General features: G+C 60.7%; 18 protein-coding genes. 5 read left to right on the top strand and 13 right to left on the bottom strand.

Going from position 1 to position 19,959, the window contains the following annotated elements; all coding sequences use genetic code 11:
- The 3 genes from AKG12_RS17340 to mobB are packed head-to-tail and all read left to right on the top strand — an operon-like array spanning position 1 to position 2,411.
- Positions 1–1,200, top strand: coding sequence for a multidrug effflux MFS transporter (locus AKG12_RS17340; RefSeq protein WP_046798340.1), 1,200 nt, complete (start codon positions 1–3; stop codon positions 1,198–1,200).
- Positions 1,197–1,835 (top strand): molybdenum cofactor guanylyltransferase MobA, encoded by a 639-nt coding sequence (gene mobA, locus AKG12_RS17335; RefSeq protein WP_052819786.1) that lies wholly within the window; start codon positions 1,197–1,199, stop codon positions 1,833–1,835. The genes AKG12_RS17340 and mobA overlap by 4 nt, the downstream gene beginning before the upstream one ends.
- 60 nt (positions 1,836–1,895) lie before the next feature.
- Complete coding sequence (gene mobB, locus AKG12_RS17330; protein ID WP_052819785.1) at positions 1,896–2,411, top strand: molybdopterin-guanine dinucleotide biosynthesis protein B; 516 nt, start codon at positions 1,896–1,898, stop codon at positions 2,409–2,411.
- A 215-nt stretch (positions 2,412–2,626) separates the two neighbouring features.
- On the opposite strand, the gene AKG12_RS17325 is transcribed toward mobB, so the two are convergent.
- The 13 genes from AKG12_RS17325 to AKG12_RS17265 all read right to left on the bottom strand — a co-directional run bounded on the left by AKG12_RS17325 (position 2,627) and on the right by AKG12_RS17265 (position 18,485).
- The gene (locus AKG12_RS17325; RefSeq protein WP_052819784.1) at positions 2,627–4,195 is read right to left on the bottom strand and encodes a peptidoglycan DD-metalloendopeptidase family protein; all 1,569 of its coding nucleotides are present in this window, start codon (positions 4,193–4,195) and stop codon (positions 2,627–2,629) included.
- Between the two features lie 345 nt (positions 4,196–4,540).
- Complete coding sequence (locus tag AKG12_RS17320; RefSeq protein ID WP_046798336.1) at positions 4,541–5,194, bottom strand: protein-L-isoaspartate(D-aspartate) O-methyltransferase; 654 nt, start codon at positions 5,192–5,194, stop codon at positions 4,541–4,543.
- Positions 5,191–5,961, bottom strand: a complete 771-nt coding sequence (gene surE, locus AKG12_RS17315) for a 5'/3'-nucleotidase SurE (RefSeq protein WP_046798464.1) — start codon at positions 5,959–5,961, stop codon at positions 5,191–5,193. The genes AKG12_RS17320 and surE overlap by 4 nt, the downstream gene beginning before the upstream one ends.
- A 175-nt stretch (positions 5,962–6,136) precedes the next feature.
- The gene (serS, locus tag AKG12_RS17310; protein ID WP_046798335.1) at positions 6,137–7,420 is read right to left on the bottom strand and encodes a serine--tRNA ligase; all 1,284 of its coding nucleotides are present in this window, start codon (positions 7,418–7,420) and stop codon (positions 6,137–6,139) included.
- A 95-nt stretch (positions 7,421–7,515) separates the two neighbouring features.
- Entirely contained in the window at positions 7,516–8,319 is an 804-nt protein-coding gene (tatC, locus tag AKG12_RS17305; RefSeq protein WP_046798334.1) for a twin-arginine translocase subunit TatC, read from the bottom strand.
- A complete protein-coding gene (gene tatB / locus AKG12_RS17300) occupies positions 8,316–9,050 on the bottom strand; it encodes a Sec-independent protein translocase protein TatB (protein ID WP_052819783.1) in 735 nt (244 codons plus the stop codon). Before tatB ends, tatC begins: the two co-directional genes overlap by 4 nt.
- Positions 9,051–9,103: 53 nt before the next feature.
- Positions 9,104–9,310 (bottom strand): twin-arginine translocase TatA/TatE family subunit, encoded by a 207-nt coding sequence (locus AKG12_RS17295; RefSeq protein WP_046798332.1) that lies wholly within the window; start codon positions 9,308–9,310, stop codon positions 9,104–9,106.
- A gap of 130 nt (positions 9,311–9,440) precedes the next feature.
- Entirely contained in the window at positions 9,441–10,175 is a 735-nt protein-coding gene (gene scpB, locus AKG12_RS17290; protein WP_052819782.1) for an SMC-Scp complex subunit ScpB, read from the bottom strand.
- Positions 10,165–11,013: a segregation and condensation protein A gene (locus AKG12_RS17285; protein WP_052819781.1), complete on the bottom strand. Its 849-nt coding sequence runs from the start codon at positions 11,011–11,013 to the stop codon at positions 10,165–10,167. Before AKG12_RS17285 ends, scpB begins: the two co-directional genes overlap by 11 nt.
- Before the next feature lie 58 nt (positions 11,014–11,071).
- On the bottom strand, positions 11,072–12,088 hold the full coding sequence (gene nagZ / locus AKG12_RS17280) for a beta-N-acetylhexosaminidase (protein WP_052819780.1): 1,017 nt from the start codon (positions 12,086–12,088) through the stop codon (positions 11,072–11,074).
- 240 nt (positions 12,089–12,328) lie between these two features.
- The gene (locus tag AKG12_RS17275; protein WP_052819779.1) at positions 12,329–15,367 is read right to left on the bottom strand and encodes an SPOR domain-containing protein; all 3,039 of its coding nucleotides are present in this window, start codon (positions 15,365–15,367) and stop codon (positions 12,329–12,331) included.
- Positions 15,368–15,433: 66 nt separating this feature from the next.
- Entirely contained in the window at positions 15,434–17,191 is a 1,758-nt protein-coding gene (gene argS, locus AKG12_RS17270) for an arginine--tRNA ligase (RefSeq protein WP_046798463.1), read from the bottom strand.
- Positions 17,192–17,267: 76 nt separating this feature from the next.
- A complete protein-coding gene (locus AKG12_RS17265; protein ID WP_046798462.1) occupies positions 17,268–18,485 on the bottom strand; it encodes a deoxyguanosinetriphosphate triphosphohydrolase in 1,218 nt (405 codons plus the stop codon).
- Between the two features lie 215 nt (positions 18,486–18,700).
- On the opposite strand from AKG12_RS17265, the gene erpA reads away from it, so the two are divergent.
- Positions 18,701–19,033 carry an iron-sulfur cluster insertion protein ErpA gene (gene erpA, locus AKG12_RS17260; RefSeq protein WP_046798327.1) on the top strand — a complete coding sequence of 111 codons (333 nt, stop codon included), beginning with the start codon at positions 18,701–18,703 and terminating at the stop codon, positions 19,031–19,033.
- A 95-nt stretch (positions 19,034–19,128) separates the two neighbouring features.
- Complete coding sequence (gene xth, locus AKG12_RS17255; protein ID WP_046798326.1) at positions 19,129–19,926, top strand: exodeoxyribonuclease III; 798 nt, start codon at positions 19,129–19,131, stop codon at positions 19,924–19,926.
- The last annotated feature ends 33 nt before the right edge of the window (positions 19,927–19,959 follow it).

Below are 19,959 nucleotides of genomic sequence, written 5' to 3'. Positions count from 1 at the left end.
ATGAAAAGCGGCCGTTTTCTCGACCGGACCACCCCACCCCATATCATCACGCTGGTCGTCATCGCCGGCGTCGCGGCGCTGTGCATGAATGTGTTCCTGCCCTCGCTTGCGGCCATGGCGCTCTATTTCGAGACCGATTACGCGGTGATGCAATTTGCCGTTTCAGGCTACCTCGCCGCCACCGCCTGCCTGCAACTGCTTATCGGCCCGCTCTCCGATCTCTTCGGCCGCCGGCCCGTCATGCTTGCCAGCATCGCGATCATGATCGTCGCCACGCTGGTCTGCATGCTGGCGCCGAATATCACCGTCTTCATGATCGGGCGGGTGGCACAGGCGGCCGTCGTTTCCGGCTTCGTGCTGGCCCGTGCCATCGTGCGTGACATGGTGCCGATGGAACAGGCCGCCTCGATGATCGGCTATGTCACCATGGGCATGTCGGTGGTGCCGATGGTCGGTCCCACGGTCGGCGGGTTGCTCAACGACATTTCCGGCTGGCAGTCCAGTTTCGCGCTCCTTGCCCTGCTCGGCGTCGGCATTCTGGCGCTGGCCTGGTTCGATCTCGGCGAAACCAACCACAATAAATCAGCGAGTTTTTCACAGCAGTTCCACGCCTGGCCGGAACTTCTGCGCTCGCCGCTATTCTGGGGTTATGCTCTGACCTCGACCTTCTCATCGGGCATGTTCTTTTCCTTCCTCGGCGGCGCACCCTTCGTCGGCAGCGTGCTTTACGGGCTTGCGCCGGCCATGCTCGGCCTGCAATTCTTCTTCATGGCCAGTGGTTACATGCTCGGCAATTTTGTCTCCGGCCGTTATGCCAGCCAGATCGGCATCACCCGCATGATGCTGTCGGGCAACGTCATCGCCCTTGCCGGCATCGCCACGACCATCACACTGATTTCCGCCGGGGCGGAAAGCGCCTATGCGTTCTTCGTGCCGCTTGCCCTGATCGGCGTCGGCAACGGCGTGACACTGCCCAGCGCCAATGCCGGCATGGTCAGCGTCCAGCCGCATCTGGCCGGCTCCGCCTCGGGTCTCGGCGGCGCGATGACCATCGGTGGCGGTGCCGCCCTTTCCGTGCTTGCCTCATCGGTTCTCTCAAAAGAAGATGGAACCTGGCCGCTCCTCATGGTGATGCTGGCGACCGGCCTTGTCGCCCTTCTCACCACCTATGTCGTAAGGCTGCAGGAACAGCGGCAATGAGCGCCCTTCCCCATCGGATACCCGGTCTCGTGCTCGCCGGCGGCCTGTCGCGGCGCATGGGCACCAACAAGGCAATGGTGATGCTGGGCGATGCACCGCTGCTTTCCCACGTCGTGCGCCGCATTTCGCCGCAGGTCTCGGATGTCACCATCAATGCCGCGATCCATGACAAGGGCGGCTGGGCGGACACTTTCGGCCTGCCGCTGCTGCCCGATACGCTGAACGGCCATGCCGGTCCGCTTGCAGGTGTTCTGGCCGGCATGCGGCACTTCCGCAATCGCGAGGCTGCCGGCAGCCATTTCCTGACGACGCCTGCCGACAGCCCGTTCTTTCCGGACGATCTCGTCGCCCGGCTTTGCGAACACGTATCGGACAATACGATCATCATTGCCGCCTCCAGCGGCCAGCTTCACCCCGTCTTCGCGCTGTGGCCGGTGGCGCTTGCCGACGATCTGGAGGAGTGGCTGAGGAACGATGCGAACCGCCGCATCCGCGCTTATCTTGCCCGGCACGTCACCATCGGCGTGGCTTTTCCGCCGCTTGAAACGGCAAAGGGCAGCCTCGATCCATTCTTCAACATCAACACGCCGGATGAGCTGGCGCTGGCGCGTAGCTATCTGGAGCATTTCCAGTAAAGGTGCGCAGCGGTTTTGCATCAGGATAATGCGTTGAAACAAAGAGATGGAGCTGGAACCATGACGACACAAAAGGTCTTTGGCATTGCCGGCTGGAAAAATTCGGGCAAGACCGGCCTTGCGGTGCGCATCGTCACCGAGCTGACAGCACGCGGCTACCGCGTCTCCACCATCAAGCACGCCCATCATGATTTCGATATCGACAAGGTGGGTGCGGATAGCTGGCGTCACCGCCAAGCCGGCGCCCATGAGGTCACCATCGTCTCCGGCACCCGCTTCGCCATCATGCATGAATTGCGCGGCGAACGGGAACCGTCCTTCGAGCACATCCTCTCCCGCCTCGCCCCTTGCGATCTCGTGCTGATAGAAGGCTACAAATATGAGCCGGTGCCGAAGATCGAGGCGCGCCGGCTGGAGGCGATGAAAACCGAACCGCTTGCGCCGCTCGATCCACATATCATCGCGATTGCCGCCGATCATGAAGTGGCGGACACGAACCTGCCCGTTTTCAATCTCGATGATACCGCAACGATTGCCGACTTCATCGAGAAGACGGTCGGGTTGGTGAGAGGGTAAACTGGCATTGGAAACGGGGCCGTTTCTGTCTCGGCCGCGCTCTCTCCTCCGTCCTCCTCGGGCTTGACCCGAGGATCCACAACTCCGCGCACCATGGGTCCTCGGGTCAAGCCCGAGGAGGACATCGAATATGTGGAGACGTTTGCATCCCTCACCCCCAAAAATGAAAAAGCCGGGCTCTTCACCCGGCTTCATCATTCCTTGAGACGCAATACCTATTCAAGGAAACCTGATGGGTTCACCGGCGTCGCATCCTTGCGAACTTCGAAGTGAACCTGCGGACGCTTGGCGCTGCCCGTCATGCCCGAGGTGGCGATGGTCTGGCCACGCTGGACCTTCTGGCCGCGCTGTACGTCGAGATTTGCGGCGTTGCCGTAGACGGTGACCTTGCCGTCGTCGTGGCGCACCAGCACCGTGTTGCCGAGCTGCTTCAGACCGTTGCCGGCATAGATGACCACACCGTTTTCAGCGGCCTTGATCGGCGTACCCTCGGGAACCGAGATGTTGATGCCGTCATTGCGGCTGCCTTCGACATTGTCACCGAAATTGTTGATGACTGCGCCGCGAACCGGCCAGCGATATTTGCCGATGCCCGTGGATTCAGGCGCAAGAGAAGCCATGTCGGACTTCTTTTCGATATCGCTGACACTTGCCGTGGCAGCCGGCGCGGCCGGTACAGTCGCGGCAGCAGCGGCAGGGGCCTTGTAGGGCTCCGGCTTGGCGGATGCGGTCTCGACTGCCTTGGCCGCTTCCTTGGCGGGAACGGAGGCCGTCTTGACATTGTCAGTGCCGGCGCCCGGCATGGAAAGTGTCTGGCCGATACGGATGCTCTCGTTGGAAAGACCATTGGCGGCCTTCAGCGCGGCAACCGAGACGCCGTTTTCACGGGCGATCTTCGCAAGGCTGTCGCCCGGCTGAACCTTGTAGCCACCGGTCGGCGGCAGCGGCTTGCCGCCGGGAGGCGTCAGCTTGCCGGCCTCGGAGGCAACCTTGTCGCGAGCAGCAGCCTGCGACGGCAGCACGGCCACATTGCCCTCGGGGCTGCGCAGCGGCGTCGGTTGGTCGCCATTGCGGTTCAGCGCGATATTACCGGCGGCATCCTTGGCGGCGTTGCGCACCTGGCCGAATTTCGGAATGAGGATCGACTGGCCAGCCTGCGCGGACGACGCGGTTTTCAGACCGTTGACCCGCAGCAGTTCCTTTTCCGGAACGCCGTAGCGATTGGAAATGGTGGTGATGCTTTCGCCCGGACGCAGCGTCACCGAAGAAGCGCCATCCGTATGCCAGCCATTCTTGTCGGAACGGACGGTTGCAGTCGTCAGATTGTCGGTAACGGGTGCTGCGGCCTGGCGAGCAGGTGCTGCCAGAGACGGAGCTGCCTGTCGCTGCGCGGATGGGAAAGGCTGGGCCATGGCTTCGTTGCGCGTCGACGGATCGCGGCTTGCCACTGCCGACGGCGCCGACAGTTCGGAACGCTGCACCGGAGAGGCCGAAGCCGAGCGGGCCGTGGAAGGCTGGATGCCGCCGCCGTAACCGCCGGACTGCGGATAGGAATTGCCCGCCATGTTCTGGTTGGCGTAACCGCCCTGTGGCGCGGCAGAGGCGTAACCGCCATTCATGTCGCCCTGCGGAACCGGGGCCTGCGCATAAGCACCGCTGCCCTGACGGGCTGGAATTGACGCCGTGGTCATCTGATCCGGTCCACTGGAAAAGAGGCCGCCGAACCGCGTTGCATCCGAGCTACAGCCCGTTGCGACGCTTGCCAGCAATGCCGCTGCGAACATTTTTGCGACTGATTTTCCGATTTTAGACGAATGTCTCATACGCATGACTCGATCTACACTGACGCCAACCCGCCGCATCGAGACCGATCCGGCACAAATTTCACTTCTTGCAAGGCCCATTTCCCGAGGTGGGGAAAACCATGCGTCGATGTTTATGATTAAAGCGCGTTAGTGTTACCACGCCGTTAAAACGTTAAGCCGTTTGGCGCTTTTTTGACACTTCGATAACCATGACGAAAACCGGATGCGTCACGATTGAACAATAATGATATTGAAAATCAGTTAGTTACGGAAATTCAGAACTTTAGAAGACTAAAATAAACCGTCTTCAAAATTTTCATTTTGTTACAAATGCCGGGCAATATGGGTGCTGAGCGGCAGATAAGGCGCCTCAAACAGCTCTTCCTTTTCGAAGCGGCTGCCGGTCTTGGAAAAGCGGGTCATCACGCAGCGATCACCCTCAACGATGATCGGCGCGATCATCATTCCGCCCGAAACGATCTGCTCGGCAAAGAAGCGCGGCATGGTGGTGAAGGCAGCCGTGGAGACGATGCGGTCAAAGGTGCCCTCGCCCACAAGCCCGTTGCTGCCGTCCGCCTGGCGAATGACGACATTGCGGATGGAAAGGTCATCGAGACAGTTCTGCGCCTGCTGCACCAGTGTCTTGTAACGCTCCAGCGAAAACACCCGCTCCACCCGGCGAGCGATGATCGCCGTCATGAAACCGCTGCCGGTGCCGATTTCCAGCACGCGTTGGCCGGGTTTCAGCTGCAGGCGGGCAAGGATCTTCACCGCCATGTCGGCGCCTTCCATGAAGGCACCGCAATCGATCGGGATCGTGCGGCTGGAATAGGCGTCGGCCGCAAATTGCGGCGGCACGAATTTGGAGCGTGGCGTCTGCTCGACCGCCGTTAAAAGATCAAGGTCGGAAATCCCCTCGCCCCTTAAGCGGAGAACCAGAGCGGCAAAACCTTCCTTTTCGACCATTGCGGATTTCAATCGGCGACTCCGAATCCCAGTGCTTGCGCAACCCGATCCTTCACCGTGTAGTCCGTCAGGTCAAGCTTAAGCGGCGTGACCGAAATCTTGCCATGCTTCAGGGCATGGATATCGGTGCCTTCGCGGAAGGTTCCGAGACGTTCGCCGAAGCGCAGCCAGTAATAGGGGAAACCGCGGCCGTCCTGTCGTTCTTCCACGGTCAGGCCAAAATCGAGCTTGCCCTGCCCGGTCACGGAAACGCCCTGCACATCCTTGGGCGCGCAATTGGGGAAATTGAGGTTGAGGAACGTGCCATCAGGCAGATCGACATCCATCAGCTTGCGCAGAAGATCCGGCGCATAGGTTTCGGCGACTTCCCACGGCACGACACGGCCATCGGCATGGCTGAAGGCCTGGCTGAGCGCAAAGGAACGCACGCCCTGCAGCGTGCCTTCGATGGCGCCGGCAATCGTGCCGGAGTAGGTCACGTCATCGGCCATGTTGGCGCCGGCATTAACGCCTGACAGCACGAGATCTGGCTTCTCAGGCAGAACCTCGCGAATGCCCATGATGACGCAATCGGTCGGCGTGCCACGCAGCGCGAAATGTTTGTCAGAAACTTTTCGCAGACGCAGCGGTTCGGAAAGCGTCAGCGAATGAGCAAGGCCGCTCTGATCGGTTTCCGGCGCAACGATCCAGACATCGTCGGACAGCGTGCGGGCGATACGCTCCAGCACCGCCAGCCCTTCGGCGTGGATACCGTCGTCATTGGTCAGCAAAATCCGCATGTTTTCTCTCTCCGCTTTCATGTCGCAGGGGACGAAGCATCCTCTCCTCCGTCATGCCGGACCTGATCCGGCATCCAGCCGACGCGCGTCTGCGCGGCGGGAAGGACTCTTTTCAGCCCAAGGACTTGGGCTGGCTGGATGCCGGATCAAGTCCGGCATGACGGTAGTGTAATTCTCAGGCCGCCTTCTCGATCCGCTTCAGACCGCCCATATAGGGCAACAGCACGTCAGGAATTGTGACGGAACCGTCCTCGTTCAGATAATTTTCGAGAACCGCGATCAGGCAGCGGCCGACGGCCGTGCCGGAACCGTTCAGCGTGTGCACGAACTTCGTCGCCTTGTCGTCCTTGCCGCGATAACGCGCATTCATGCGCCGGCCCTGGAAATCGCCGCAGACCGAGCAGGACGAAATTTCGCGATAGGTGTCCTGACCTGGCAGCCAGACTTCCAGATCGTAAGTCTTGCGTGCGCCAAACCCCATGTCGCCGGTGCAGAGCGTCATGGTGCGGAAATGCAGGCCGAGACGCTTCAGCACTTCTTCGGCGCAGGCCGTCATGCGCTCATGCTCGGCAACAGCACTTTCCGCATCGGTGATGGAGACGAGTTCGCATTTCCAGAACTGGTGCTGGCGCAGCATGCCGCGCGTATCGCGGCCGGCAGAACCCGCTTCCGAGCGGAAGGACGGTGTGAGCGCGGTGAAACGCAACGGCAGTTTTTCCTGCTCGAGAATTTCGCCTGAAACGAGATTTGTCAGCGTCACTTCCGCCGTCGGGATCAGCCACCGGCCATCGGTGGTCTTGAACAGGTCCTCGGAAAACTTCGGCAACTGCCCGGTTCCGAACATCGCCTCGTCACGCACCATCAGCGGCGAGGAAACTTCGGTATAACCGTGTTCCGTCGTGTGCAGGTCGATCATGAACTGGCCGAGCGCCCGCTCCAGCCGTGCCAGCTGGCTGGTCAGAACGGTAAAACGCGAGCCCGACAGCTTGGCGGCGCGCTCGAAATCCATGTAACCGAGCGCTTCGCCGATCTCGAAATGCTCCTTGGCCTCATGGTTCCAGCCGGGCTTCTGGCCGACCACGCGGGTAACCACATTGTCGTGCTCGTCCTTGCCATCGGGCACATCGTCGAAGGGCATGTTCGGCAGGCGCGACAGGGCGTCGTTCAGCTCGGCGGTGACCTGACGGTCCTCCTCCTCGGCGCGCGGCATGTTTTCCTTGATGTCGGCGACTTCTGCCTTCAGTTTCTCCGCAAGCTCCATGTTCTTCTGCGCCATGGCGGCGCCGATTTCCTTGGAGGCGGCATTGCGACGGGACTGCATGTCCTGCAGGGACTGGATGACGGAACGGCGTTTTTCATCAAGGGCGATCAGGCCGCTGGCGGCAGGCTCAGCACCTCGGCGTGCAAGAGCCGCATCGAAGGCTTCGGGGTTTTCGCGTATCCATTTAATGTCGTGCATCGTCGTTCCAGACCGTTGTTGCATGCCCTCAGCAAAACGCCGGGCAAAGGCCCGGCGCGAAGAGATTTGTGAGCGGGGTAGACCTTCGCAAAGGCTCAGGTCTCTTCCAGCTCCGTGCTTTTGGATTCCGCCGCACGTTTCCTCTCCACGAGTCGAGCCATGTAGATGGAAATCTCGTAGAGAATGATCGCAGGCAGCGCAAGACCGATCTGGGACATGGGGTCTGGCGGCGTCAGCACGGCCGCGACCACAAAGGCCATGACGATAGCAAACTTGCGTTTTTCACGCAGCCAGTCGCTGGTCAGAAGCCCGACACGCGCCAGAAGCGTGGTGACGACGGGCAGCTGGAACACAAGGCCGAAGGACAGCACCAGCGTCATGATGAGGCTCAGATATTCCGACACCTTCGGCATCAGCGAAATCGCCACCTCGCCATCCTCAGGCAATTGCTGCATGGCGAGGAAGAACCACATGACCATGGGCGTGAAGAAGAAATAGACGAGCGCCGCACCGATGAGGAAAAGGATCGGCGACGCGATGAGGAACGGCAGGAAGGCGGCGCGTTCGTTCTTGTAGAGACCGGGTGCGACGAATTTATAGAGCTGCGAGGCGATCACCGGAAAGGAGATGACCATCGCGCCGAACATCGCGACCTTGATCTGCGTGAAGAAGAATTCCTGCGGCGCGGTATAGATCAGCGACGATTTTGTCACATCCAGCCCCGCCCAGAGCACGGCCCACTTGTAGGGAATGACAAGCAGGTTGAAGAGGTGCTTGGCAACCGCGAAACAGGCGATGAAAGCGACGAAAAATGCGCCGAGCGACCAGATCAGCCGGGTGCGCAACTCCATGAGGTGCTCGATAAGCGGCTGCGGCTTATCTTCGGTATCCCCGCTCATGCTTCATCCTTTTTCGGCTTCACAGCCTTTGTTTTTGCCGCTTTGACCGGCCTGGCGTCGGCCACCGCCGTCGGCCTGTCAGCCGCGGTCTTCTTGGCCGCTGCCTTTTTGACGACAGCCTTCACGGGCGTCTTCGAAACGGCGGCTTCGCTAGTCATCGCGGAAGCAACAGCTTCCGGCGTTGCGGCCACTTTGGTCCGGGCGGCCCGTTTCGGCTTGGCGACAACCGCTTCGGCTTCGACGGTCGCAACCGATTTCGCACGGGCGCGTTTCGGCTTTTCTTCCGTGGCGGCGGCAACCGGTGCCGCTGCGGCAGCGACGACGGGCGGCGTATCCGGCAACTTCATTTCCGGCTCCGGCGTGCTCACGAGCGGGGCGACCGGCTCGCTCGTCGCCGGTGCGGCAGTGGAGGACAGGCCATCGGGTGCCGCCGTTGCCTTCTGCAGGTCGGATTTGATCTCATTGCCCAGCTGGCGAAGCGGGTTCATCGCATCGCGCAGGGAATTCGTGGGGTTGAGATTGCGGACATCGGAAATCGTCTGGCGCACATCGTCCATATCGGCCTCTTTGAGGGCCTCATCGAACTGCGTGCGGAAATCCCCGGCCATCTTGCGAAGGCCGGCCATCGTCTTGCCGAAGGCGCGGATCATGGGCGGCAAGTCTTTCGGTCCGACGACCACGATCAGCACGACCGCAATCACCAGAAGCTCGCTCCAGCCGATATCTAACATCAATATGCTCCCGAGACCCTAACGCCAGTCTCACACCAAACGGAACAGGCCGCTTACTTGATCTCGTCAGCCTTGTGGTCGACGGTCTTCGCATTGGCATCTGCCGGCGGCGGCGTCTGGTCTTCGTCAGCCATGCCCTTCTTGAAGCTCTTGATGCCCTTCGCGACATCACCCATCAATTCGGGGATCTTGCCGCGTCCGAAAAGGACGAGAACGATCACCAGCACGATGAGCCAATGCCACACACTAAAAGAACCCATAACTGCAACTCCTGAATTTCGCTTTTAGACGATGTAAGACGTTTGAAAGGCTTTTTCAAACGACAAATCGTCGCTGAGACGGGCCGTGCCCATAAACTTTTCGCGTGTATCGCGTGGGCCTACGACGATATCAATCGTCACCATCACCACCGCCCGGTGCAAGCAGGCCCAGTTCCTCCAGATCGAGCTGCGTGATCGGGTCTTCATCCTCACGCAACTCGTCGCTCATCATCGGCAGAGGCACACCGAAATTGGACGGGATACGGCCCGAAAGCAGTCCCGCTCCCTTCAGTTCCTCAAGGCCCGGCAGATCCCGCAACTCCTCAAGGCCGAAATGATCGAGAAACTCCACGGTGGTGCCGATCGTCACCGGCCGGCCCGGCGTGCGCCTGCGACCGCGGAAACGCACCCAGCCCGCCTCCATCAGCACGTCGAGCGTACCGCGTGAGGTCTGCACGCCGCGGATTTCCTCGATCTCGGCGCGTGTCACCGGCTGATGATACGCGATAATCGCCAAAACCTCCAGCGCTGCGCGCGACAGCTTCTTGGGTTCCTTCTCCTCCGTGCGGATGACGAAGGAAAGGTCGCCCGCCGTGCGGAACGCCCACTGCCCGCCCACCTGCACGAGATTGACACCACGGTCGCCATAGGCGGCCTTCAGCGCGTGCAGAATGGCGACGACATCCATGCCGCGCGGCAGACGCTCGGCGATGAAACCGATGGAAACCGGCTCGGCCGAGGCGAAAACCAGCGCTTCGGCAATTCGCTCAGCCTCCTTCAGCTGACGCTCGGAAAACACCGTGGGTTCGGGCTCCACCCCATCTGTCGCGATCATTGCCTCGCCGGTCTCGTCGTCATTCGTCATTATCGGTCCCTCCGGCACTGGCTCCGCGCTCGTCCCTTGTGCCCCGGCGCATATAGATGGGCTGGAAAGCCCCCTCCTGCCGGATTTGCAACGATCCCTCGCGCACCAGTTCCAGCGAGGCGGCAAAGGCGCTGGCGATGGCCGTCACCCGCATGGCGGGATCCGGAACATATTGCAGCAGATATTGATCGAGCACCGTCCATTCACCGACATCACCGAGGAGGCTGTTGAGAAGCTCACGCGCCTCCACCAGCGACCACACCTGCCGTTTTTCGATCGTGACCTGGGTGATGGCCTGCCTCTGCCGCAGATTGGCATAGGCGCTCAGAAGATCGTAGAGGTTCGCCTCATAAGCCGAGCGATTGATATGCGGAATATGCTCCGGTGCGCCGCGGGCGAAAACGTCGCGGCCAAGCTGGGCGCGGTTGACCAGCCTTTCGGCCGCCTCGCGCATCGCCTCCAGGCGTTTCAGCCGGAAGGCCAGCGTCGCGGCCATTTCCTCGCCCGAAGGGCCGTCATCCTTTGCCTGCTGCGGAATAAGTAGTTTGGATTTCAGGAAAGCGAGCCAGGCCGCCATCACAAGATAATCGGCGGCCAGCTCGATGCGCACGCGGCGCGCGCTTTCCACGAATTGCAGATATTGCTCGGCAAGGGCCAGCACCGAAATGCGTGACAGATCAACCTTCTGCGTGCGGGCAAGATGCAGGAGAAGATCAAGCGGGCCTTCGAAACCCGCGACATCGATGACCAGCCCGGCCTCGCCCGTCAGCCGCTCCGGCGTCACATCCTGCCAGAGCTTGTCCATCGGCGTTGAATTGCGAGACTTGTCTGCGGCCATTGTTCCATCCGCCGGGCATCCGGCCTGTGATCCCGAGTGGGCGACCGCCACCCGATCGTCAGGAAACGGCCCACATGGCGTTGAATTCAGCTCTCAGTTCAGCTTCGTCGGGGGCGTCAGCAGCGGGGAAACCCGCCTCCACAGCCCGAACCCGCTCCAGCGAACGGCCGGAAAGAACGGGAACTTCCTTCACAACCTCAAGCATTTCACCCATCACGCCGTTGCAATGCAAGACTATATCGCAGCCACCAGCAACAATATTCGCAGCCCGTTCGCCAAGCGTGCCCTTCAGCGCATTCATTGAACTGTCGTCGGACATCAGCAGCCCGTCAAAGCCGATCCGACCGCGAATGACCTCCTCGATCACCTTCGCCGAGGTAGTCGCCGGGCGTTCGCGATCAACGGCGTTGAACACCAGATGTGCGCTCATCGCCATCAATTCGCGGTTAAGCGCCCGGAACGGCACGAAATCATGGCCGTCCAGCTCATCAAGCGGCACATCGACAACAGGCAATTCATGGTGCGAATCGACCATGCCGCGACCGTGACCCGGCATATGTTTCATGACGGGCAACATACCACCGGCCTTCAGCCCATCGGCAGCCGCCTGGCCCATCTGCGCCACCATGGTCGGCGAATAGCCATAAGCCCGGTCGCCGATGACATTGCTGGCGCCTTCCACCGGCACATCAAGCACCGGCAGGCAATCGACATTGATGCCGAATTTCATCAGGTCAAAGGCATGCAGGCGCGACATCAGCCAGGCGGCGCGCAAGCCTTCTTCGCGGTCGCGCTCGTAGATTTCACCGAGAATGCGGGCATTTGGATAGGCCTGCAGGATCGGCGGCTTGATGCGCTGAACGCGCCCGCCTTCCTGATCGATCAACACCGGCGCATCTGGCCTCCCGACGGCATCACGCATGGATGCGACGAGATCGGCAATCTGTTGCGGCTCGCCGATATTGCGGCCGAACAGGATGAAGCCCCACGGCTGCTGGTCACGGTAAAGGGCAATCTCGTCGGCGGTCAGCGAAAGCCCGCTGCATCCGAGGATCATGGCTTTGCAATCGGTCATGGTGTCACGCTCGCAGGGAAAAGAGGGGTAAGGGTAAGGAGACTGCGCCATCGGGATTGCGAAAATCGTCCGACAACCTCTCCGCCGTCATCCTCGGGCCTGACCCGAGGATCCATCGCTCCGGGTTATGGGTCCTCGGGTCAAGCCCGAGGATGATGGAGAGTGTGGTGGAAGCTCCAAATACTCCAAGGGCTGCCTCATGCGGCAGCCCCAATCGTTACGAAGCCAGATCGGCCGCTATCAGCGTGCCACCAGGCAGCTGCCGCCGGCCGAGCGGAACTTCTCGCACAGCGCCACGGCTTCGTTCTTGTCACCCGCAGGGATGCGGACGCGGTAGAACGTGCCCTTGCCGGCAATTTCAGCGGCCTTGATGTCGACGCCGCGTCCACCGATGACCGAGCCGAACTTGGCCGACATGTTCTGGTAGGACTTCTGGGCCTCAGCCTGGCTCGGCAGCGACGCGATCTGGATGTAGTAGCCACCGGCAGAAGGCGTGCTGGTTGTCGCAGGTGCCACGGCAGCCGTCTGCTGCTGGGCCGGAGCGGCAGTCGCCGGGCGGACATTACCCTGGTTGGTAACGGTTGCCACCACATTGGCGGGCTGGGCAGACGGACGCGCCGAAGGAAGCGGTGCTGCCGACTGCGAGGCTTGCGACTGTGAGGTTGGCGTGGCAGCGGCAGCAGGCGTGTTGGCCTGCGGCTTTGCAGCCTGCTCGGGCGCCACTGGAACCCGCGAAGCGGCGATGACGGCGGGAGCGCCCTCACCCGGCTTGGCGGTCTGCGGCGCGGCAAGCTCTGCAACCTTGTCGGCCTTTGGCGGCTGGGCTGCCGGTGCGTCCACTTCCTGGGCGACCAGCGTGCCGTCCGGCTTGACGATCATGGTGCGGACCTTGCGCGGCGAAACGCCGGTCGCGCCAGAACCTTCGTTCTGAGCAGCCTTTTCTTCCGGCGAAAGCAGGCGCGGATCTTCGGTTTCGCCAACCGGCGTCCCGGTTGCTTCCATATCCCCGTCGTTTTCGCCTTCCAGCGGCAATTGTTCCGGGATCAGCGTGCGCTGAACCACATCCACCGGCTGTTCGTTGCTGGAAATCAGCGCCGGCTGTTTCGGATCGGCAGCGCTGCCGCCGGCAACACGGTCATAAACCGCCTTGTCCTGATTTGGCACGACGCGACCGCCCGGATTTTCCGGCACGACCTTCATCGGGTCGTTATCGGCGGAGATGATGACCGGCGCACCATTGGAACCGGTACCGGACGAACCGCCTGATATCAGCGCGTAGACGCCGCCACCGATCAGCACCAGACCGATTGCGGCGGCCACCGGCATGATCCAGCGGCGACCGCCGCGTTCATCTTCATCGCGATAGGCCGCCTGATGATCGACATAGGTATTTTCGGCATCGCGCGACACATTGCCACGGGAAGCCGCAGCCTCCTGCATGGAGCGGCGGAAGTCCTCTTCCAGAGCCCGCTCGAATTCATCGGCGTCATCAGGAGCCTGCGCGGCGCGCGCCTGCGGGGCGGCAGCGCGGTTTTCCGCGTGTTTATGGCGGTCGAGACCACCGGCAACTGCAGGCGCAAACAGCGTCGCAAGCTCGGTATCGATATCGAGGTCTTCCTCGTGACGGCGCGGCGCCGGCTTGGGTTCGAAAACCCCGACCGGCAGTTCCGGAACATCCATTTCAATGATGGTTTCCGGGTGTTCTTCCGTTTCACCGATCTGCGAAGGATCGAAAGGCAGGCTTTCCAGCGTCTGCGGCGCTGCCGGCTGCGGCGCGGCGACAGCCGGACGCGGCTGAACGGGCGCAGCTGCTGCTGCGATGGGAGCGGCAACGGTTGCGGCGCGTGGTTGCGGAACAGGCTGTTCCCTCACCGGCTGGGGCGCGGCAGCCACCACCGGGGCGACCGGCTGCTGGCGAACGGGTTGCGGCGCGGGCGCAGGAGCAACCTCGGCTTCGGCGATTTCCGACAGGTCGAGATCAAGATCGAGATCGTCGAGCGCCAGCTCGAAATCATCATCGTTGAAACCGGCAAAATCCGTGAAATCCGGCTCCTGAAGAGGAGCCGGGGATACAGCGGGGGCAACCGGCGTCGCCCGTGCGGGAGCCGCAGTAACTGGCGTTGCGGCAATCACCGGCGGTTCGATTTTTGCGGCCTGAACGACAGGCGCGGACTGCACGACGGGTTCTTCGCCACGACCGGGAATGGAATATTTCGCAACGTCGTAGATCAGCTCATCCATCGGCGACAGATTGGTCGCAGCCGGCCTTTGAGCAACCGGAGGCGTCACAGGCTGCTCGGCAGGCGTGAAGCTTTCCGCAACCGAGGGTGCAAAGGCAGGTGCTGTCTCTTCCGCCTGAATGACGGCAGGTGCCGGCGCGGGCTCGATCTGTGGCTCGATCTGCGGTTCCATCCGGGCCGCGACAAGCGGCTGTTCGGAGCGCGGCTCGACCCTTCTCGGATCGACAGCGGAAACATCGCGGCGCGCGCCGAAATTCGCAAGCGGCAGGCGCAGGCTGGAAAATTCGAGCGAAGAACGGCCGCCATGCGAAGGCGGACGCACGGAAACCGGAGCGGGCGCTTCCTCGGCAACCGCGATCTCCACCTCATCGGCAAGATCAAAAGCCTGCGGTTCCGGCGCATAGGCCTGACCGGCAAAAGCAACATTGCTCGAAACATCGGCCGGAAGCTCCGGCATGGTGTGCCATTCGGGCTCGGCAGGTTCAACGGCCTGCGGCTCTTCCCATGCGACCTGCTGGGCGGCCTGCTGGTAAACCACAGGCTCAGCGGCGCGCGGCTGGCGGGAATGCACATCGAAAACTTCGGCGACGGCGCCGGCATCGTCACGGAAGTCCGCGCGGATGTCCTGCTGAGCTGATGTTTCCACGTAATTATGGATATAGGCCTGGTCGACCTCGGGAAGCCGCTCTTCCCTCACCTCGGGTGCAGGTGCGGGTGCAAGCTCGGGCTCGCGGCGGGCGAAAACCGATTCGACACGCTGCATGAAGTCGTTGGGGTGGATGCCCGCACGAACATCGTTTGCCGGATCAAGAACGACTGGATCGGCGTGCGGTGCGTCGTAAACCTCGAATTCCCTCAGAAGCTCATCTTCGAGGTTAAATTCGGGTTCGCGGCGGGCAACCGATGGCTGAGCCTCGGAACCCGCATGCGAAGGACGATCTTCGAAGCCGACGATACGCGCCAGTTCTGCCAGAGGATCGTTGTCAGCGAACCCTTCGGACCGGGCGTCCCGGTTATACGCGACATTTTTTTCGACCATTACGTGTTCCACCATCTACGCATTGCAGCTCTTGCCAGCGTATTGTGAGCAAATAATGGTGATATGTTATCGCATTTCGTCAGGTGCGTCCGCTCCCAAAAGCGTAAGGCCAGACTTCAAAACATTCGCGACAGCATTCACCAGCCCAAGTCTGGCAATGCTCAATTCTCGGTTTTTATCGTTAATAAAACGTAATTCCGGTTGGTCTTTGCCTTTGTTCCAGTGTCCATGGAAGGAACTGGCCAGATCATAGAGGTAAAAAGCAAGCCGGTGCGGCTCATGCGAAAGGGCCGCGGATTCGATCAGACGTGGATATTCGGCGAGCTTCGCAACCAGCTGCAACTCATTGATATCGCTGATCAAAGAAACGGATGCCGCCATCTCTTCCGCAGAGGGAGCCAGCCCCGGAAACGCTTCCTGCGCCTGCCGGAAGATCGACTGTGAGCGGGCATGCGCATATTGCACGTAAAAAACCGGATTATCCTTCGATTGTTCGGTCACTTTCGCGAAATCGAAGTCCAGCGGCTCGGAATTCTTCCGATAAAGCATCATGAATCGCACCGGATCGCGACCCACTTCGTCGACAACATCGCGCAGCGTGACGAAGTCGCCGGAGCGTTTCGACATCTTCACCGGCTCGCCATCACGGAACAGTTTGACCAACTGGCACAAAAGTACCGTCAGCTTCGACTTGCCCTCGGAGACGGCCCGCGCGACCGCTTCCAGCCGCTTGACGTAACCGCCATGATCGGCACCCAGCACATAGATCATCTCGGAGAAACCCCGATCGAACTTGTTCTTGAAATAGGCAACGTCGGCGGCGAAATAGGTGTAGGAACCGTCCGATTTCATCAGCGCGCGGTCCATGTCGTCGCCCACTTCGGTGGAACGGAACAGCGTCTGCTCGCGATCTTCCCAGTCATCAGGCAATTCGCCCTTCGGCGGCGGCAGCGTGCCCTTGTAGACATGGCCCTTGAACGTCAGGTCGTTGATGGCCGAGAGGATCGGTCCGCCATTGCCCTCATGCAGCGTGCGCTCCGAGAAGAACACATCGTGCTTGACGTTCAGCGTCTCCAGATCCTCACGGATCATCGCCATCATCGCAGCGATTGCCTTGTCCTTCACGATCGGCATCCACTTTTCCTCGGGCATGGCCCGAAGCTTGATGCCGTATTCATCCGCCAGCGCCTGGCCGACGGGAACGAGGTAATCGCCGGGATAGAAGCCCGACGGAATGGCGCCGATATCCTCGCCCAGCGCTTCGCGGTAACGCAGGAAGACCGAACGCGCCAGCACATCGATCTGTGAGCCGGCGTCGTTGATGTAATATTCCTTCGTGACGCCATAACCCGCAAAAGCGAGCAGGTTCGCCAGCGTGTCGCCCACAACCGCACCACGGCAATGGCCGACATGCATCGGGCCGGTGGGATTGGCGGAGACATATTCGACATTGATCTTCTGGCCGACGCCCATCGTCGAACGGCCAAAATCGATGCCCTGGCCGATCATGTCGGCAAGCAGACGCTGCCAGTAACCAACCGAGACCTTGAGATTGATGAAGCCCGGACCGGCGACATTGACGCTGTCGACATCGCCATCCGCCTGAAGAGCGGGCACGATGAGTTCGGCGAGCGCCCGCGGGTTGGTACCCAGCGGCTTGGCCAGCACCATCGCCGCATTGGTTGCGACGTCGCCGTGACTGAGATCACGCGGGGATTCGATGGTAATTCGACTGAAATCGACCTTTTCGCGGTTCTCTTTCACGAGATCGAGGGTTTCGAGCGCGTTTTTGATCCTGGTATCGAAATCGGCAAAAATGTTCATCGTTCCAACCTGCGCGAAGGGCTTCTGTTTATGTCCGGCCATCATAACCGGGTCGGCTTCGCGATCGCCCGCTGCCCTATCGCAAATCGGGGGTGTGGTCAAACAGCCGCTGGTGGGCGCGCAGTGCATAACTGTCGGTCATGCCGGCCAGATAATCGCCCACATGCCGGGCTTTTGCAGCCTCGCTCATACCGGAAATGCTGTCCACCCAGTAGTGGCTCTGCATCTCCGCCGGTGTTTCCATATAACGGTGGAAAAGGTCTGTGACGATCTGCGTCGCACCAGCCCGGATGCGCATGATTTCCGGGTGCCGGTAGATATGACCGAACAGCAGCTTCTTGATCTGCCGGTCTGTCTCGGCCATCTCGGGTGAAAACGTCGCGACGGTGAAATCGGCGGCGCGGATATCGGCCGCACTCTGCGGTTTCAGGCGGGCAAGGTTGTGCTGCGCAACCCCGATAACATCTTCCACCATATGGGTGATCTGCCGGCGCATGATCTCATTGGCGAAACGCTCCTTGTCGAGCACGGGATATTTCGCCCGCACCTCGCCCATCAGGCCGCTCAGGAACGGCACCTCCTCCAGCATTTCGAAGGTGAGATAACCGGCGCGCAGGCCGTCATCTATATCATGGGTATTATAGGCGATGTCATCGGCAATCGCCGCCATCTGCGCCTCGAGGCTGGCATAGCTGCCAATCTCCAGATCCTGCAGCTCGCAATATTCGAGGATGGGAAGCGGAACAGGTCCCTTGACGCCCTCGCCCCTGGCATTCACCAGCGGGCCATTGTGCTTGACCAACCCCTCCAGCGTCTCCCATGTCAGGTTGATGCCATCATATTCGGCATAACGGCGCTCCAGCTTGGTGACGATGCGCAGCGACTGGGCATTGTGGTCAAAACCGCCATAGGGCAACAGCACCGCATCCAGCGCATCCTCGCCGGTATGGCCGAAGGGCGTGTGGCCAAAATCATGCACCAGCGCCACCCCTTCCGCCAGATCCTCGTCAAGCTTCAGCGCCCGCGCCAGCGCACGGGCGATCTGAGCTACCTCAATCGTATGGGTAAGACGGGTGCGGTAGTGGTCTCCGTCAGGGCTGATGAACACCTGCGTCTTGTGCTTCAGGCGGCGAAAGGCTGTCGTGTGGACGATGCGGTCCCGGTCGCGCTGGAATTCGGAACGCGTCAGACTGCCCTCTTCGGGAAAAAGACGCCCGCGCGTGGTCCATGGATCTGAGGCGAAAACCGCTCTCTCGCCGCTTCCGAAACCCAATGCGCGCTGGTCTATGATCATGCATCCACCTGTTGTCTTCTCCTGCCGCGGCGTCCTTTTCGCCTCGGCCATTGACCTTTTCATTCACCCTTCATACCTATCGCAGAGGTCAGCGCAAAGCATCATCGCCGCGCAGACCGCCTTCACACAGGCTATAGACCGTTAATTTGACCGGTTTATAATGGTGACAACGAGATTATTGCTCTCCGGTTCTTGACCCCGGCAGGAGGAACGACATGGAAAACAGCGACATTACCCTTTCGGAAGCCGCAGCGAAGCGAATCGCCCAGATCGTCGCAGCCGATGCGGGCAAGCACGCATTGCGCGTTTCGGTGGAAGGCGGCGGCTGCTCGGGCTTCTCCTACAAGTTCGATCTGGCGGAAGACCCCGCCGATGACGACATCGTGATTGCCCGCGGCGACGCCAAGGTGCTGATCGACAGCATGTCGGTCATCTACATGGCCGGTTCCGAAATCGACTTCGTCGACAATCTGTTGGGCCAGTCCTTCCAGATCAAGAACCCGAATGCGGTGGCAAGCTGCGGCTGCGGCACCAGCTTCTCGATCTGAGATATCTTTCCACCACATCCACACCGCCGATTTCCAAAAACGGTGGCAATCGCCTTTGCATCGGGTAAAAGTACCCTCACAAAAGGGAAACTCCGATGAAGATTGCCACCTGGAACATCAATGGCGTCAAGGCGCGTATCGAAAACCTCTGCCAGTGGCTGAAGGATTCATCGCCTGATATCGTCTGCCTTCAGGAAATAAAGTCGGTTGACGAGGGCTTCCCCCGCCTTGAGATCGAGGCACTCGGCTATCATGTCGAGACCCACGGCCAGAAGGGTTTCAACGGCGTTGCCCTGCTCTCAAAGATGAAGCCTGACGAGATCAATCGCGGCCTGCCGGGCGATGATGCCGATGAACAGGCCCGTTTCATCGAAGGCGTGTTTTCCGTTGAAAACGGCGCGATCCGCGTCTGCTCGCTTTACCTGCCGAACGGCAATCCGCCCGACGATCCGGTCAAATACCCCTACAAGCTCGCCTGGATGGAACGGCTGCGGCGCTTTGCCGAAGATCGCCTCGCGCTTGAGGAACCGCTCATTCTGGCCGGCGATTATAACGTCATTCCCGAGCCCTTCGATTGCCACGACCCACGCGTGTGGGAAGGCGATGCTTTGTTCCTGCCGCAAACACGCGTTGCATTCCGCAAGCTCGAACATCTGGGCTTTACCGATGCCGCCCGCGCAACCACCGATGAGGCAGGACTATATTCCTTCTGGGATTATCAGGCCGGTGCATGGCCGAAGAATAACGGCATCCGTATCGATCATCTGATGCTCTCGGCGGAGGCGGCCGACAGGCTGCAATCCGTCAACATCGAAAAACATGTGCGGGCATGGGAAAAACCGTCCGATCACGTGCCGGTCTGCGGTTATTTCGATTTCCGGCCGGTCGGCTGACCGGCTCGCGTCAGACGAGCGAAATCGCCTCGA

This window comes from Agrobacterium sp. SUL3, from assembly GCF_001263295.1.
In the GTDB taxonomy this organism is placed as follows: domain Bacteria; phylum Pseudomonadota; class Alphaproteobacteria; order Rhizobiales; family Rhizobiaceae; genus Agrobacterium; species Agrobacterium tomkonis.
This window is presented reverse-complemented; position numbering and strand designations above follow the sequence as displayed.